Origin of the sequence: Paenibacillus marchantiae (assembly GCF_028771845.1) — a bacterium.
Lineage (GTDB): Bacteria > Bacillota > Bacilli > Paenibacillales > Paenibacillaceae > Paenibacillus > Paenibacillus marchantiae.
In genome coordinates this window covers 2,439,599-2,455,915 of sequence record NZ_CP118270.1, presented here as the reverse complement: position 1 = coordinate 2,455,915, position 16,317 = coordinate 2,439,599, and the positions used below count along the sequence as shown (strand labels likewise).

11 protein-coding genes are annotated in these 16,317 nt (G+C 47.5%); 5 read left to right on the top strand and 6 right to left on the bottom strand.

Features of this window, described 5'->3' with window-relative positions; translation table 11 throughout:
• Positions 1-15: 15 nt before the first annotated feature.
• Together PTQ21_RS11065 and PTQ21_RS11060 are read right to left on the bottom strand one after the other, a co-directional pair.
• Complete coding sequence (locus tag PTQ21_RS11065) at positions 16-987, bottom strand: ABC transporter permease (protein WP_063564588.1); 972 nt, start codon at positions 985-987, stop codon at positions 16-18.
• A gap of 1,195 nt (positions 988-2,182) precedes the next feature.
• Complete coding sequence (locus PTQ21_RS11060; protein ID WP_063564589.1) at positions 2,183-3,106, bottom strand: S-layer homology domain-containing protein; 924 nt, start codon at positions 3,104-3,106, stop codon at positions 2,183-2,185.
• Between the two features lie 359 nt (positions 3,107-3,465).
• Here PTQ21_RS11060 and PTQ21_RS11055 point away from each other — a divergent pair, with 359 nt between their 5' ends.
• The 3 genes from PTQ21_RS11055 to PTQ21_RS11045 all read left to right on the top strand — a co-directional run bounded on the left by PTQ21_RS11055 (position 3,466) and on the right by PTQ21_RS11045 (position 7,684).
• The gene (locus tag PTQ21_RS11055; protein ID WP_274569879.1) at positions 3,466-5,208 is read left to right on the top strand and encodes an ABC transporter ATP-binding protein; all 1,743 of its coding nucleotides are present in this window, start codon (positions 3,466-3,468) and stop codon (positions 5,206-5,208) included.
• The gene (locus PTQ21_RS11050; protein ID WP_420800360.1) at positions 5,201-7,063 is read left to right on the top strand and encodes an ABC transporter ATP-binding protein; all 1,863 of its coding nucleotides are present in this window, start codon (positions 5,201-5,203) and stop codon (positions 7,061-7,063) included. The genes PTQ21_RS11055 and PTQ21_RS11050 overlap by 8 nt, the downstream gene beginning before the upstream one ends.
• A gap of 105 nt (positions 7,064-7,168) precedes the next feature.
• Complete coding sequence (locus PTQ21_RS11045) at positions 7,169-7,684, top strand: DUF5381 family protein (RefSeq protein ID WP_274569878.1); 516 nt, start codon at positions 7,169-7,171, stop codon at positions 7,682-7,684.
• A gap of 12 nt (positions 7,685-7,696) precedes the next feature.
• Here PTQ21_RS11045 and PTQ21_RS11040 read toward each other — a convergent pair whose 3' ends face one another.
• Positions 7,697-7,867 (bottom strand): Lrp/AsnC ligand binding domain-containing protein, encoded by a 171-nt coding sequence (locus PTQ21_RS11040; RefSeq protein WP_083584843.1) that lies wholly within the window; start codon positions 7,865-7,867, stop codon positions 7,697-7,699.
• A 219-nt stretch (positions 7,868-8,086) separates the two neighbouring features.
• On the opposite strand from PTQ21_RS11040, the gene PTQ21_RS11035 reads away from it, so the two are divergent.
• A complete protein-coding gene (locus tag PTQ21_RS11035) occupies positions 8,087-8,860 on the top strand; it encodes an MBL fold metallo-hydrolase (protein ID WP_274569875.1) in 774 nt (257 codons plus the stop codon).
• A gap of 213 nt (positions 8,861-9,073) precedes the next feature.
• Here the strand turns inward: PTQ21_RS11035 and arfA are convergent, their stop codons facing one another.
• Positions 9,074-10,579 carry an arabinosylfuranosidase ArfA gene (gene arfA / locus PTQ21_RS11030; RefSeq protein ID WP_090807959.1) on the bottom strand — a complete coding sequence of 502 codons (1,506 nt, stop codon included), beginning with the start codon at positions 10,577-10,579 and terminating at the stop codon, positions 9,074-9,076.
• 179 nt (positions 10,580-10,758) lie between these two features.
• On the opposite strand from arfA, the gene PTQ21_RS11025 reads away from it, so the two are divergent.
• Positions 10,759-11,667 (top strand): ArsR/SmtB family transcription factor, encoded by a 909-nt coding sequence (locus PTQ21_RS11025; protein ID WP_082935196.1) that lies wholly within the window; start codon positions 10,759-10,761, stop codon positions 11,665-11,667.
• An 88-nt stretch (positions 11,668-11,755) separates the two neighbouring features.
• Here the strand turns inward: PTQ21_RS11025 and PTQ21_RS11020 are convergent, their stop codons facing one another.
• Both PTQ21_RS11020 and PTQ21_RS11015 read right to left on the bottom strand, forming a co-directional pair.
• Positions 11,756-12,556, bottom strand: coding sequence for a C40 family peptidase (locus PTQ21_RS11020; RefSeq protein ID WP_063564594.1), 801 nt, complete (start codon positions 12,554-12,556; stop codon positions 11,756-11,758).
• A gap of 426 nt (positions 12,557-12,982) precedes the next feature.
• On the bottom strand, positions 12,983-16,258 hold the full coding sequence (locus PTQ21_RS11015) for a glycoside hydrolase family 48 protein (protein ID WP_274569873.1): 3,276 nt from the start codon (positions 16,256-16,258) through the stop codon (positions 12,983-12,985).
• Positions 16,259-16,317: the final 59 nt, after the last annotated feature.

The following is a 16,317-nucleotide window of genomic DNA, read 5'->3' as shown; positions in this document are numbered from 1 at the left end:
TGTTTTCCCCTCCTTTTACCACAAACTGTTTTCACTGGTGCGACGTGCAATTTGGTTCACCGTAATCAGCAGAATCGCATTAACTACCGAGTTGAACAATCCTACAGCTGTGGAGAAACTGTACTGTGCATCGACCAGACCGGACCGATAGACAAATGTCGAGATGACATCGGACGAACCCATGTTCAACGGATTTTGCAGCAGTAAAATTTTCTCGAATCCGACGCCCAAAATACTGCCCATATTCAGAATTAACAAAATGGTGATCGTAGGGATGATCGCTGGAATGTTAATATGCAGAATCCGCTTAAACCGACTCGCACCATCCACCACGGCAGCTTCATGCAGTTGAGGGTCCACACCCGAGAGAGCTGCGAGGTATATAATGGTACCCCAGCCTGCACTCTGCCAGACACCTGAGAGTACGTACACCGTCTTGAACCACGCAGGGTCCGTCAGAAATTGAGGGGCCTGAAATCCAAGAGCCTCCACCAAATTGACAATCATGCCTGACGAAGGTGACAAGAAGGTAATGATCATACCCGACATGACTACGACCGAAATAAAATGTGGTGCATACGTGACCGTCTGTACGGTACGTTTGAAGAAGGAGTCCTTTACTTCATTGAAGGCTAACGCCAGAATGATCGGCAGTGGAAAACCTATAGCCAGCTCATACAAGCTGATACTGAGGGTATTCCATAACAAATCCCAGAAATAATACGAATTAAAGAAGCGGATAAAATGATCGAAACCAACCCACGGGCTTCCTGTAACACCAAGCGTCGGGATAAAGTTTTTGAATGCGATTTGTATGCCGTACATCGGCCCGTAATGAAAAATCAGAAAGTATAGAAATGCTGGCGCGATAAACAGATACAACTCCCAGTTTCGAATCATCCTTCTCCATAATTTATTTTTCTTGCGGTTCGGAATCGTGTACACCGATAGGTTTTGCGACAAGGCGGACTTCCCTTCTGGCTGCATCAGTTGTTTCCTCCTTTTCTAAATGAAAATCCGTCCGTTTTGTAAGAAGAGCGAAACACTCCTGTTCAAATGTAAGGAATGAGTCCCGGACCACATTTCTATCATGCGAGGCCCTTGTTTCCCTCGCGAATTGGTAACGCTTACATACTGAGTTTATGGATCATTTCCGAATTCGTAAATATGCTATTTCGATCTTCACTCTTAAAAACACGGAAAGTACTGTTAAAACAGGGGTTTACGCTTTTGGTTCCAGCTTGTCATTGTCATTTTGGAGACATAAAACATGTGGAATTTGACCCATTTCCCTCTTGAAGTTGTCGTTTGGAGTAGCTTCGCATGAACTTGAGAGATGTCCGATCTGAATGAAAGTTGAGAAACAGACCTTAAAGTCAAAACCCACATATGTTTAGGAAAGAGCCATTCCATGTGTAGGTCGCATTCTGGATTCACATCGGTCATACAGGTCGCAAGATCTTAGTATCCATAGCGCATTACCATCTTGAATGTAATAGAAGTTCCTCTTCATTGCTACTGCGTTTCGACCTCCTCCTCATGTATTTGACCTTCTAATGTCTTTCGGTCTGCTCTTGTAATGGGTGAGGCGCACCTTTTCTCTCTTGCTGCTTAGGAAAAGTAATAAGGATAGATTTAATTCAACCATATAAATGTAATATTTTCTATCATATATTTACCACCTGCATCAAGCTCCCTTATGGCTTGGCTTTATTCTATGAGTTTCTTCCCGTCTCCGTAAATATGTCGTTTTCACCCTTGGCTACAAGGCACATAAACGCAGATAAACACTGGGTATATCCAGTCATATATGTTGAATTTGCACATGACATGGAGATATTGAATGAATGATAATTTCCGGATCAGGCCAGAAAAAAAGCCGCTCCGTTAACACGAAGCGGCTTCATCACCTCAATAGATATTGATTTACATCTTATAAACGACAATCTTAATGTTATTTAACATAACATTAATTACCTTAATTTCACTTTTTGAATTACTTACGAGTTACAAAATGTAACATATATAAATAGAATCAATACTTTTCAGTCGGACTAATCAAGATTCGGACTGAAAGACAGCCGCTCTCCCTACGCAAGCTTTTTCATATCGATCGTCGGTTTCAAAAAAATCAAAAAAAACGTGCTTCGATCTGAGATCGAAGCACGCTGGCAAGGCTTGATTATTTTCCAGAAGGCTGTGCTTCTGCAGTGTATCCTGTTGGTATGTCTGTCTCTGCGGTTACATCGGTAATAACCATCGGATACATCATGTCCGGGTCAGGTTGGATAATCGTATACAGCACGATGGCACGTCCATCCTTCTCCAGTTTCACATCTTCAATCTTCAACCCATAACCAGGATGAGGCATTTGCGCGGTCAGTTTGACTTTTACCGTCTTGTCATCCACTTTGGTTGATGTCACGGTAGGCACAATCCCCTGTTGGCCTTCGCCTGGATTCGTTGGAGTCGGTTCTGTCGATCCGCCATTGCCGTGCTTATCTACAAATTCAAGTGCATTGAAGATCATGCTTGCAGCCTCCATACGGGTAAGCGACTGATCTGGACGGAAGTTTCCGTCCTTATCCAGTTCAATGATGTCCATGTTCAGCAGGTTCTGGACCGCAGATTTGGCGTCCTTACCGATTTTATTTTCGTCCTTAATATCATTATACAGCATGATCACCGGATATTCTCCAGTTGTGTTAATCCCTTCAAGGAGCAAAATGGCAAACTGCTCACGCGTCATTTTGGCCTGTGGATTCAACTCCACCGGAATGGACAAACCATTCTGTGTTGCAGCCTGAACCGCATCGGCGTACCAAGTCGTTGGACTAATTTTATTTTGTGCCGAAGCGGCAGCGTATTCATTTTTCAGACCAAAAGCGTTCACAATCAGTTGAACACCCTGTGGCTCGGACAATGCAAGATCCGGACGAAATAGATCCGCCGTTACTCCATTAACAACACCCTTGGAATGTAACGAGTCCACAATCGTTTTTTGTCCTTCATCTTTTACATCCGAAAATGCAAGTACCGATGCACCTCCTGCCGTCAAAGACACGCAGAGCGCAAGCGTTGCAGCCAATCCTTTTTTATGTTTCATTTCTTGGCACCTCCATATTTAGTAAACCCAATTTTTGACCTCTTCAATCCTACAGACGGCAGCCCCCCCTGAAATGTTTCAGTAAAATCGACATCTGGTGAATAAATGATGGAAATACTGCATATATCCCTTCCCCTACGGGCGCCGATCTGCTTTCTTTCCATTATGCTTGCTTGCTTCGTTGACATCCTTACCGTTTAGCGCAAAAATAAGAATAGAGAATTCTAGCGAATAACGGATAAACTGCAAACCGGATCGCATAAAGTAAGAGGGCACGACGCGCTATTATCAGGTGTCGGCCCTTTTCTTGACTCCGATTCCAAACCGACTTTCACCCTGAACAAAGGAGAACAAATCTTATGTCCAAGAAAGGATTACTACGAGGCTATGTCATTGCCAACTGGCCCGTATATCTGTTCGCTGTACTACTGATTATTGCCTCCAATGTGGGTCAGGCGTCCTTACCCCGAATTCTGGGCAGTTTCACGGATCAACTCATGCAGAACACACTTCAGATGAATACGGTCATCCGGTACAGTCTTTCGCTTTTGGCTATAGCCATCGCTTATAATCTGTTATTCGGTACCGGACAATTCATGATCATGAAGCTTGGACGCCGCTTCGAATTCATGACACGCGAGCGCATTTTCGGCAAGTTTTCCGAACTTAGCGAGTACTATTTTTCCAAACAGGGAAATGGGAAACTGCTCAGTTACGTCATGAATGATGTTACCTCTGTACGTGAAGCCATCTCCAACGGCGTCACCATGATGACCAATGCAACATTTCTATTATTATCCTGCATCGTGATGATGCTGCTCAGCGGGATTCCGATGAAACTTATTCTGATCAGTATTGTGCCTTTGCTGGCCATTCCCTTTCTGGTCGTTTTTTTCGGTCCGCGAATTCGCAAGCGCTCTCGTGATGTGCAGGATGCTCTTGCAACGATGACGGAATCCGCAGAGGAACAGCTCGGTGGTATTCGTGTAACCAAAACATTTGCCATTGAAGACAGCGCCCGTGAACGATTTGGGTTCACAGTAGATGCAATCAAAAGTAAACAGCTGCGGCTTGTTCGTCTGTCCTCTCTATTTCAGGCCTTGCTACCGCTGCTGGGTGCCATTTCATTGGTAGTCTCCCTGCTTGTCGGCGGAATTTTGACGATGCAGAATTCCATTACACTCGGAAGTTTTGTCGCATTGACGTTATATTTGCGGATCATCATGGGACCGCTTCAACAAATCGGTAATGTGATCAATACTATGCAGCGTTCTGGAGCATCACTGGAGCGGGTAAATGATCTGTTGACGGAAGTGCCTGACGTGCGCGAGCTTCCCAATGCGACAAGTCTCCAAGCCGTGAACGACATTACGATTGAGAATCTGTCTTTCTCCTATCCCGGCAGTTCATCCGCTGCGCTCAAAAATATCAGTCTGAATATCCAGGCAGGACGAACCGTGGGTATTGTGGGTAAAACAGGTTCTGGTAAAAGTACCTTTGTGAAGCTATTACTGCGTACATATGAGCCGCCTGAAGGCACAATCCGCATTAACGGCACCGACATTCGGCAGCTGTCGCTGGAAAGTCTGCGATCCCGTATTGCCTATGTACCGCAGGATGGATTCCTGTTCAGTACAACCATTCGGGACAACATCGCTTTTAGTGACCGCGAGGTTCCGCTGGACACCGTAGAGCACAGCGCACGACAAGCGATGATATACGAGAACATTATCCGGTTCCCTGATCGGTTCGATACCCTGCTGGGCGAACGTGGACTCACGTTGTCTGGCGGTCAGCGTCAGCGCACCAGTCTGGCGAGGGGGTTGATCAAAAAAGCGCAGGTGCTCATTCTAGATGACAGTATGAGTGCTGTGGATGCCATCACCGAAAGTGGCATTCTGCGCAGCCTGCGTGAGATCGGTAAAGGCAAAACAACGCTGATTATCTCCCACCGGATCAGTGCAGTCCGTCATGCCGACGAAATTATCGTTCTGGATGAAGGTCGAATCGCTGAACAGGGAACGCATGCAGGGCTGATGGCCGCAAAAGGGTTATATGCTGCAACCTATCGTTTGCAGGAGGAGGGATTACATCATGACTGACCGTAACGCTGAAGTTCGTTCAGATGCGGGAGCCCAAGCACAACCGTCAGGCCATGGGTCCGGTTCCGACGCAGGCGCAGACCAGAATAAGCGGACTTCCTTCAAAGCGATGATGTCCTACGCCCACCCCCATAAATGGGCCTTTGCAGGTATCTTTTTCTGTTCGCTGCTGGGTATTTCCGCCGATCTGCTTCAGCCTTATCTGGTGAAGATCGCGATCGATGATCATCTGGCAATTGGTCAGACTAGTGTAGGCTTTCTTGTCCAGTTGGCAGCTATCTTTTTGGGGCTGGCTGTAATCAGCTTTATTTTTACCTATGTACAAAACAACCTGCTGCAACATGTCGGTCAGAACATCGTCTCTCGCATTCGTAAGGACCTGTTCAAGCATATCTCCAAAATGTCGATGTCTTTCTTCGATCGCTTCCATATCGGCAGTCTGGTGACGAATGTATCCAGTGATACGGAAACGATCAGCAGTTTCTTCACTCAAGTACTGCTAAGTCTCATCCGGGATGGCATGATGCTGGTGCTGATTATCGTCTTTATGTTCCAGCTCGATCCGGTACTCGCAGGGTACTCTCTCATCGTGCTGCCTGTGATCGCCATCGTTGCTGTATTATTTCGGAGCCAACTGCGCGGGGCTTATCAGAATGCCCGAACTCGTCTCTCCCGTTTGATTGCATTCACGGCAGAGAACCTGTCCGGCATGTTTTTGATCCAGGCGTTCCATCAGGAAGAAGAGCAGAAGAAAAGATTCACGGAACAGAACCAACTTCACCTGAAGGCCAATATCACACAAGCCCGTTCGAATGTCATATTCAACCGGACGTTTGATATCCTTGGCAATGCGGCGCTCGTTATGATGGTCTGGCTTGGAGGACGTGCCGTGCTGGGTGAATCATTGCAGGTGGGTGTGCTCTATGCGTTTATCAGTTACATCCGTCAGTTCTTCCAGCCGATTAACCAGATCACCATGCAGTGGAACACATTCCAGTCGACCACCGTATCCATGGATCGGATCTGGAACATTCTGAGTACCCGTCCGGAAGTCGCTGACCCCAAACCCGGGACTGCCTCCACACTTGAACCACGGAACGTGATGGGACAGATTGATTTTAATGATGTTTCGTTCGGTTATCGGGCAGATCATCCCCTGATTCAGCATATGAATCTGCATCTCTATCCAGGTGAAATGGTGGGCATTGTAGGCACTACAGGAGCTGGCAAAAGTACGTTGATCTCCCTGCTCAATCGCTTTTACGATGTGAATCAGGGCAGCATTGAAATTGATGGCATAGACATTCGCCATTTCCCGCAGGCCAATCTTCATCGGATCGTTGGTCTGATCCAGCAGGAACCATTCCTTTTCTCGGGCTCCATCATTGACAATGTACGAATGTTCCGCGAGGATATTACTAGAGAGCAGGCTATTCAGGCCTGCCGATTCGTCGGAGCACATGCCATGATTTCACGTTTGCCGCAAGGGTATGATACACGTCTTTCCGAACGCGGAAGCGGTCTGTCCGCCGGAGAACGTCAACTGATATCGTTTGCCCGAATCGTGGTCTTTCAGCCCCGAGTGCTTATCCTGGATGAAGCAACCGCGAATCTGGATTCGCATACCGAACAATTGGTACAACAGGCGCTGGAATCCGTCTCTCAGGGAAGAACAACAATTGTTATTGCGCATCGTCTCTCTACGGTCATGCATGCAGATCGGATTCTCGTTATGGAGAATGGTGAAATTGTCGAAGAAGGCTCACATCAGAAGTTGATTGATGCTGAAGGGGTATATGCTGATCTTTACACCCATGCTCGTGAAGCCGGTAATGATTCAGCTATTTCTGGATAGCTCATCGAACCAAATGGGGTTAAATAAACGTTGAACGTGCCGCTCTGCGATGCAGGCGGCATGTTTGATATATTTTCTGGGAAATGATGTTAAGGAGGCGTATTTATGAAACCTGAATTATATAAATCATCAGAGTCGAAGCTGGAGCATCGACAGATTGGCTATCGCCGTTTCACGGCTGTATGGAAAGGAGCAATATGTCTTCTGTTCTTGCTATTATGTGTCACCCTGTTATGGATCATCTATGAAGATCACGCTGAACAACTGGAGACATTATATTATTCCATCGCAGCCATTCTTGGCATGTGGTTTATCGGGCCCGTATTTTTTATGTTTCTGTCCCTGGCAATCGCAAGTTCCCCTGTGTTATTATCCTGGAATGATGAAGGGCTTCGTATCCTTAAACGGACCATTCCCTGGAATGAGATTCGTAAAATTGAGATTGGCTCTCCCGCCTTCAGCAAATGGATATTGTCTGCTTCCCCCATGATTGCCCTGTATTTGAAAGACGGCACCCGGCGTCATATCCAGACCGATCATTTGCTAACCAAAAAAGAGCTCAGTCGAGCAGTTGGTCTTCTGCAGGAGACGCTGCGTGAGAAACAGCAACAGGACATCTGAATTCAGCTCACATCATTCCGACTTTTCGATACCAACAGACAGGTTCATTCTATAATTTCCATACGGCAAAATGGCTTCCAGCAAACTGCCAAGCTGCTCCATTGTTCCTGTGCGTACGATCATCAGATAGCAGCCCTCTCCGCTGACACGGTGAACCTCCACGATGTCTTCACGTGCAGCCATAAATTCACGGAAGGCGGCATGTCGGTCGCCGGAATTCAGAAAAATAGGCTTTTCAGTATGCGTATATCTGTATCATCAATCGTCTCATTCATCTATTTTGCAATCCTTTCAACTTGAAATTAAAGTGGCCTGTTTTCTTTCAGTGTGTTATTTACGCCCATAAACGGGTTGTATAACATATAGGATAATAACATTAATTCCCGAAGGAGTGCAGGTTCAATGAAAATTCAATTGATTCGTAATGCTACATTATGGTTGGAATATGGGGGTCTGAATATACTGGTTGATCCCATGTTGATGGATAAAGAAGTGATGCCCGCTTTCCTGAACACGCCCAATGAATTACGCAATCCTAGAGTCTCTTTACCCGAGACAGAAACGGATTATGTGAATCCCGATCTGGTGATCGTTACGCATACCCACCCTGATCACTGGGATGAAGCAGCAGCGAAGCAGCTCCGCAAGGATGTACCTCTGCTATGCCAACCAGGAGATGAGGCCGTGTTCACTGGAGCCGGATTTACCAACGTTACCGCCGTGGATGAGAAACATGAGTATCATTCTGTACGTTTTGTCCGCACCTCAGGACAACACGGAACTGGAGAAATCGGCGAACGTATGGGCAAAGTGTCTGGTTTTGTATTGGAAGCTGACGAAGAACCTGTCTCCTATATCGCCGGGGATACCATCTGGTGTGAAGAACCCGCCGAAGCCATTCGTCAATATCGACCTGAGGTAATTGTGGTGAATGCTGGCGGTGCCCGCTTCCTGCAAGGAGATCCGATAACGATGGACGGGCCTGACGTAGCTGCCGTGAAACACCATGCGCCGGATGCTCATGTCATCGCTGTGCATATGGATGCCATTAACCATTGCATGATGTCCCGCGTGGACCTCGCAAGTTATCTGGCATCCGAACAATTGGATGGACAGGTGCTCATTCCACGCGACGGCGAGAGCTTTGTATTCGGACCGGATACTGAGTTGAAATAAAGTTCATTGATACGGTGAGTGACTTTTAACAAACGGAGTATACTCTAGTAATTCTCTCCATGGAACACGAAAAAAGCTGGATGCGATTCGTTCGCATCCAGCTTTTATTTGCGTTTATAGTTGAGGAAAACAGCGATCCGAAGATAGTTGTGCCATCGGAGTGCTCTGTATCTCTGTGAAAGCCAGAATGATTCCCTCGTCTCATTTCACCTATTATTGAACTTTCAATCGAATTACGTTCCACGAAGCTTTGGCCAGGCTTGCCGTGATCAGTGTATCTGACACTTCTGCATCACCACGATTATGCGGAGCAACGCGATTCGGCTGTGCTGCGGTATTGGCTGCTTTTAGATCATCACTTTCCAGCACAATATGCTCAATCAAGCGGCACTTCCCAAAGCTGCGCAGATCCACTTCAAGCGGCAGTGATTCTTCCAGATGACGGTTCACGGCGAACACAGTCACTTCACCCTGCTCTTCGTTATGCACCGCAATGCCCTCCAGATAAGGAACATCCGTAATTTGTTTGGTGTCATACTTCGGAGACTGGATCAACGGTACAAGTGCAGTTCCACGTCCAAACACGGAAGCATGCATGAACGGATAGAAGATCGTCTGTCTCCATGCAGCACCACCATTATCCGTCATGATTGGAGCGATAACGTTGACGAGCTGCGCCAGACATGCCATTTTAACTCGGTCCGCATGTTTCAGCATGCTGATCAGCATACATCCCACAAGCAGTGCATCTTCATGGTTGTATACGTCCTCCAACTGTGGCGGAGCAATCTGCCACGGGTCCAGCTTCTTGTCACTTTCATTGGAGTGGTACCAGACATTCCATTCATCAAAGGACAGGAACATCGTCTTCTTGCTGCGCTTCTTCGCTTTGATATAATCACAGGTCGCTTTTACCGTCTCAATAAAACGATCCATCTCAAGGGAACGCGCAAGGAATGTTGGCGTATCCTGTTCAGCATTACCGTAATACTGGTGGAGCGACAGATATTCAACATGATCATACGTATGATCCAGCACCGTTGCTTCCCATTCCGGAAAGGATGGCATACCCAGGGATGAACTTCCGCAAGCGACCAGCTCAATCGTTGGATCTGTCCACTTCATCACTTTTGCCGCTTCAAGTGCAATCCGTCCATACTCTTCTGCTGTTTTGTGACCAATCTGCCACGGACCGTCCATTTCATTGCCAAGACACCAGGTTTTGATGGCATGAGGCTCTTTGTATCCATGTTTAATACGCAAATCACTATAGTAGGAACCTTCAGGATGATTGCTGTACTCCACGATGTTGCGGGCTGCGTCTACACCCCTTGTTCCCAAGTTGACGGCCATCATCACTTCCGAATTCGCCTGTTTGGACCAATCCACAAATTCGTTGAACCCGAATTCATTGGTCTCGATAGTTCTCCAGGCTAGTTCAAGTCTGCGTTTGCGTTCAGACACAGGCCCAACCGAATCCTCCCAATTGTAACCGGATACAAAATTACCGCCAGGATACCGCACAATCGGAACCTGTAGCTCCTTAACCATCTCGAGCACATCTCCACGGAATCCCGCTTCATTCGCTGTAGAATGACCCGGCTCATATATTCCACCGTATACGGCACGTCCCAGATGTTCAATAAATGAACCGTATAAACGTTTATCAACTACGCCAATTGTGAAATCCTTGTCTACCGTCATTTTTGCTTTTTCCATCGTGAAGTTCAGCTCCCTAAGATTAATATAAAAATTAATTGATAATCTATGGATCAACGTTCATATTTATATTAAAATCTATTATGGCACCAATTTCAACCTGAATTTTGCAAAATGTTATTCTTTTGACTGGATTTATGTTTAACTTAATTCTATAAATCAAAAATGGAGGAACAGATGTGATCAGAGCAAATACCGATGCAGAATGGCTGCCCCTATACGAGGCACTCGCGAGTGAAGTCCGTCTGCAGATTATCAGGCTTGTCGCGGAGACCCCAATGAACGTGAAGGACATTGCCGCATCCCTCGGCCTGAGCAGCGCAATTGTAACCATGCATGTTCGCAAGCTACAGGATGTGGGCATTATTCAGTCCAAAATGATTCGCAAGGATGGCGGCACGCACAAAATGAACAGCCTGGCAGTCGACTGGATTGGCATCTCTATGCCACAGGAAACGGGCACCATCCGCAAGCTTCATGAAGTGGCAATCCCTGTCGGGCATTACACCCATTTTGATGTGTATCCAACTTGTGGTCTGGCTACATCCAATCAGGTCATTGGACAGTATGATGATCCACGCTATTTTCTAGATCCCGAACGCATGCATGCCCATATTCTCTGGTTTGGACGCGGATTCGTGGAATACAAAATTCCAAACTATATCTTGTCAGGTCAACAGATCAGTGCCATTGAATTGTCACTTGAGATAGGTTCAGAAGCTCCTTCGGTCAACCCAAACTGGCCTTCGGATATTACCTTCATGCTCAACGGAATTCGACTCGGTGAATGGACAAGTCCTGGAGATTCCGGAAATGGACGAGGCATGTTCACCCCGGAATGGTGGAGCGACAGTGTCAATCAATACGGCATGCTCAAGGTGCTGCGGATCACCCATGAGGGCACATTTATTGATGGACAGCATATGTCCGAAATTACGCTTGCGGATATCCCCGTGGAACGCAATCAGTGGACATTGCGCCTCTCCGTGGAGGAAGATGCGCAGCATGTGGGTGGGCTAACGTTATATGGTCAAGGATTCGGCAACTACGATCAGGATATTCTGTTCCGTCTGTACTACCAGGACTAATAAACAACAAAAAGAACCTTCCATACCCCGTATAGAGCAGAGATGGAAGGTTCTATATATGGTCATTATTTAATAAGTATGCTGGAACTTAAAGTGCACTTCCACCAAACAAGAAACGGTACTCCCAATGTTTGCCGGAGATATCACTAATCGTTACACCGCCGCCAGCGTTGGAATAGGTGTGCAGTATTTTGCCGTCACCCAGATAAATTCCCGTGTGGGTAATCGTAGCAGTAGATTTGTTCACACTAGAATACGATGAAGCCGAGCTGCCTTTGTAGGACATAAAGTACATCAGGTCACCACGCTTCAGATTTTTCCAATTCGTCTGAACGGTACCATTGGCTTTCACATAAGCACCTTGTTTACGCGAATCGGATGGAAGCTTGATTCCGAGCGCATCAATAAATGCCTGGCGGACAAAGCTTGAACAATCGAACGTAGCCGTACTGTTACGACTTGCGCCAAACTCATAAGGCGTCCCCCAATATTTCATACCGGCAGCAATCACTTTCTCCACCGAAGCACTGCCTGTAACTGAACCAGAGCCACTAGTACTGCCACTTCCTGTTGTCGTGTTGCCTTTCACAGCTTGTGTATATTTTGAAGAAGAAGATATGTATCCTGTCCGATTACCAGAGTCCGTAACTTTATACCAGCCTGATCCGGATTTTTGCACTACCGTGACAGTCTCTCCTTTTGGCACCAAACGAACAATGCTTGCGGAAGAAGATGGCGATGTACGCAAATTAACTCCCCAGATGACTTTAACTTTTGAATTATCAACTGCCGCTGCTGATGCAGGTGTCGTTAATGCTCCTGTTGTCAGACTTCCCATCAGCATCGTTGCTGTTACACTTGCAGTAATGATCTTGCTTTTCCAGTTCATGATGTCGTGTTCCCCCTGATGTTACAGAATTTTAACCTGGCCTCATTCGCCGGGCTTGCCCCATTGTAAAACGGGCTGTCCATAACGATCATCAGTCCAAAGTCCTGTATTCGATCAGGCAGGCTTGAGCACTAAGAATCAGGGAAACCTCTCACACCAGTTGGCTAAAACTGCCGCAAATCTCTTCTTTTTCAAAGGTTAAATTATTGTAACTATTTGCTACGCTTCGTTTTACGCAGAAAAGAGGCCTAAACCGCGCATCACTTAGGACATGCGTCATATGACCTATATTTTAATATTTAAATTCTATATTTGGTAAACATTACTATGGTTCATTTCCCGATTATGAGCACCTGTAATCCTAAAATCATCTTACAAAAAGCCGGAGATCTCTCCCCGGCTGTACTCTGTCTCAATATGAATCGACTATGGCTCAATACCCCAAGCGTTGACTCCACTAATATAAGCGGTCACTTTGTTCCAGGCGCTAAAGGCCGTTTTGGAAGCATCAAAAGAATAGTCGTTGGTCTGATCAAAATTCGTCCAGTTGTTCTTCGAGAAGCGCCCCTGGATAATTCCCGTCTCTGCTCCGGCAGCCAGACTGCCTGCCCCGGATTTAAATCCAATCTCCAGATACGTATCCGCTGTCCCTTTAGCCGGATCTACCGTCACAAAGTGAGCTTCAACGTTGGCGCTGCCAATCTGAGCGTAATCACACCAGAAACTCAGATCGGATGCACTATCCTTCGTAAAGTAATACCGCACCTTCACCTGGCTCAGATCCACTGCTGTCGTGCCTGTGTTCTTGATATTGAACTGCGGGGTCACCGCATTGCCTGACGTCCCTGAACCACCATTGCGGTATTGTACTTCAAGTGCACCTGTTGTTACAGGAGGCGCTGTTGGTGTCACCGTCACTACGTTGGACAAGGTCTGCCCGCTTGCATTTACTGCCACCACTCGGTAATTGTATGCGGTACCGTTCACTGCCGTGGCATCCGTGTAAGTCAGCGCCGTCAGACCTGTAGCCAGATCGGCGTAGGTTCCACCTGCAACCGAGCGTTGTACCTTGTAACTTGCAGCTCCGGTCGATGCGGTCCATGTCAGCACAGCCTGATTATTGCCTGCCGTTCCCGTAAGGGTTAACACTCCCGGTATAGAGGTTCCCGCTTGCGGTGTTGCAGAGGCCTGAGCAGAAGGTGCAGATTCACCCGCCGTATTCACTGCGGTCACCACATAATAGTACGTTTTTCCATTGGTCAGTGCTGTATCTGTGAAGGTCGAACCGGTAACACCCGTTGCTACGGAAGTATACGGGCCACCGCTCACCTCTGCACGTTTTACCGTGTAAGAAGCGGCACCAGTGGATGCGGTCCAGTTCAGAGCAACCTGCTCACTGCCTGCTGCAGCTGTCAGACCCGCCGGAGCTGCTGGCACTTGGACCACTGGGCCTCCTGTGTTACCAAGGAGACGATCATATTCGCCATACGCGGTAGCCATATCCACCTGTGACCAGAAACGGTGATACGTAAAGGTTGGTGCGCCATTTTCCCATTTTTTCGTTGTTGGATTATAAGACGTTTTGTACAGATTATCCAGATAAGCCCATGCCGGATCTTGCTTGATGGCTGGACGCAGGTCAGAGTAACCAATGTATACGCCATTACCACCTTTGGCCGGGTCAGAAGGTACGCCGGCTGTACCCGGTATCGTGTTCCCCTGCCCGAAGGTTCCCGTCCAGTTTGCCGGAATGTAGATCTCTTTGGCGAAGAAGCGGAAGTAGTCTTTACGGACTTCTTCGGTGACAATTCCCACACCATCATTGTAATCCCAGGCTGTATTCAGCAGTTTCTCGGCCATATCTTTGGCTTCCTGTCCTTTGATACTGAGTACGCCGCCTTCGGCTTGAGTCCCTGCAGCAAAGAACGTCAGGGCTTTGATATAACTCCCCAGTACGCCTGTGTCCTGAGCAGGATCTTTGGTTACCACATGGAAATTAGGATTGTTCGTAAAGGAACTGAACCCATTCCATTTATCCGGTTGCCCCTGCCATTCCTGGCTGCCTGGTATCCAAAATTCGCCTGGTGCAGGTGAAGTTGCAACCTGTGCATTGGTACCACCAAGAATACGCTGACCTGCCGCATTCAAATAATATCCTTCAGCATCTGTAACTGGACGTTCATCCACAAACACATAATCCTTGGACCAGTCAATCCACTTGGTAATGACTTTTTTGGCCATCTGGAAGTTCTCAGAGCTGAGGTCCCCGCTCTCGGCAAGAATGTAATACATCTCAGCTACACGCTCCAGCGACCAAGCCTGGAAACCAAACCACGTATTGGAGTCGGGGTCCCGATATACAGGAGCTTCCTGATAAGCCATGTCATAGAACGTACTGGTTCCAGCAGGATAAGCTTTGTAAGAGCCATCAAAACTGTTCGTCGCTCCACCGCCAATTGCCCCTTCGTGAGACTGTAACCAGGTGTAGAACTCCAATTGGCGCTTCAGCGATGCATTCCAATCTGCCTTGGCAGTTGTCGATTTTGGAATCAGGCCACCTGCCGGATCAGACAAGGCATACGCTGCCACCGGATTCTGGTAAGCCTGGTGCGTATGACTGGCTCCAATCCGCCAAGCCCAGTTCCCACCCTCGCCAAGGCCGCCGCCCCATGAGGTATACCATGCCATCAGATACATATTAGAGTCTTTTCCTGTACCGGCAGTAGGTGTACCGTTCTTGGCACTTCCGATCTTCTGGAAGTACTTGTCGTGCATCCCATAGCGCAGATAGTCACCCATCTTCTTCGCTTTGTCCAGATACGCTGTATTGGTATAGCCCATCTCCTTCGCCCAATACAATACCTGCACCGCACGTGCATCAGCATCCGTTGCGTTGGTATAACGCCACTGGGCTGCCGGCACCTGGGTCTCCTTGGTGAACAGGCTCATGAAACCTTCGCCCGTTTTGCCAAACGTTTTATTGTCCTGGGATGGATGAGGGATGGCCTCCCACACAGACTCCTGCTCCCCACGCTGGAATGTATTCACGTAAGCTGCCGTATGATTCGGATTCAGCAGGTTACCATAGCCGTACCAATTATCCACATCCAGCAGCCAATGCATCAGGTATGTCTGATTGTTGCCGTAGGAAGCTTTCAACTCGGCATCAAGTGGGTCTTTTCCGGCAGCATATTGACCATTAATGGCAGAAGGATATTGATCCGGATAAGGTTTTTCCGCTGCATAGGTGGCCGGGCTGTTCGGATTGTAATAACTCATCGTAGGCTGCTCTTCCTTGCCGTCACCTTCATTGACTGGGATGATGTATTTCTCCATGCTGTCCCAAGCGGCTTCCAGTTTGGACCAATCACCCGTATAGTGACCGTACATTGTTTCCAGCCAGAGCCAGTAACTGTATGCCTCGGATGTCGTCATGTGCCCATAATCCGGTGCCTCGCTCATCAGCGTTTCAATGGAATGATAGGGAATGCCCTCTGGAGAAAAATAACCGTTCGCCGGATCTTTCAGCTGATCATACAATTGCAAAAATCGAGCTTCATTTATTCCGTCCGCCTGAGCATCAATGTTCTGCTCTTCGGCATAAACCGTTTGGGGACCTGCCCACAAACCGGTGTACCCGGTCAGCATAACGGTCCCTGCTAGCATGGCAGACAAACTTTTTTTCGCAGCTGATTTCAACATGTATATACCTCCCTGGAATGGTGAAATTCAATTAGAATTACCGTGGGTCTGCCCATGCT

Coding starts and splice junctions, on each gene's coding strand:
- PTQ21_RS11050 (WP_420800360.1), top strand. CDS start 5,201: ATGACTGACCGTAACGCTGAAGTTCGTTCAGATGCGGGAGCCCAAGCA.
- arfA (WP_090807959.1), bottom strand. CDS start 10,579: ATGGAAAAAGCAAAAATGACGGTAGACAAGGATTTCACAATTGGCGTA.
- PTQ21_RS11045 (WP_274569878.1), top strand. CDS start 7,169: ATGAAACCTGAATTATATAAATCATCAGAGTCGAAGCTGGAGCATCGA.
- PTQ21_RS11015 (WP_274569873.1), bottom strand. CDS start 16,258: ATGTTGAAATCAGCTGCGAAAAAAAGTTTGTCTGCCATGCTAGCAGGG.
- PTQ21_RS11020 (WP_063564594.1), bottom strand. CDS start 12,556: ATGAACTGGAAAAGCAAGATCATTACTGCAAGTGTAACAGCAACGATG.
- PTQ21_RS11065 (WP_063564588.1), bottom strand. CDS start 987: ATGCAGCCAGAAGGGAAGTCCGCCTTGTCGCAAAACCTATCGGTGTAC.
- PTQ21_RS11055 (WP_274569879.1), top strand. CDS start 3,466: ATGTCCAAGAAAGGATTACTACGAGGCTATGTCATTGCCAACTGGCCC.
- PTQ21_RS11035 (WP_274569875.1), top strand. CDS start 8,087: ATGAAAATTCAATTGATTCGTAATGCTACATTATGGTTGGAATATGGG.
- PTQ21_RS11040 (WP_083584843.1), bottom strand. CDS start 7,867: ATGGCTGCACGTGAAGACATCGTGGAGGTTCACCGTGTCAGCGGAGAG.
- PTQ21_RS11060 (WP_063564589.1), bottom strand. CDS start 3,106: ATGAAACATAAAAAAGGATTGGCTGCAACGCTTGCGCTCTGCGTGTCT.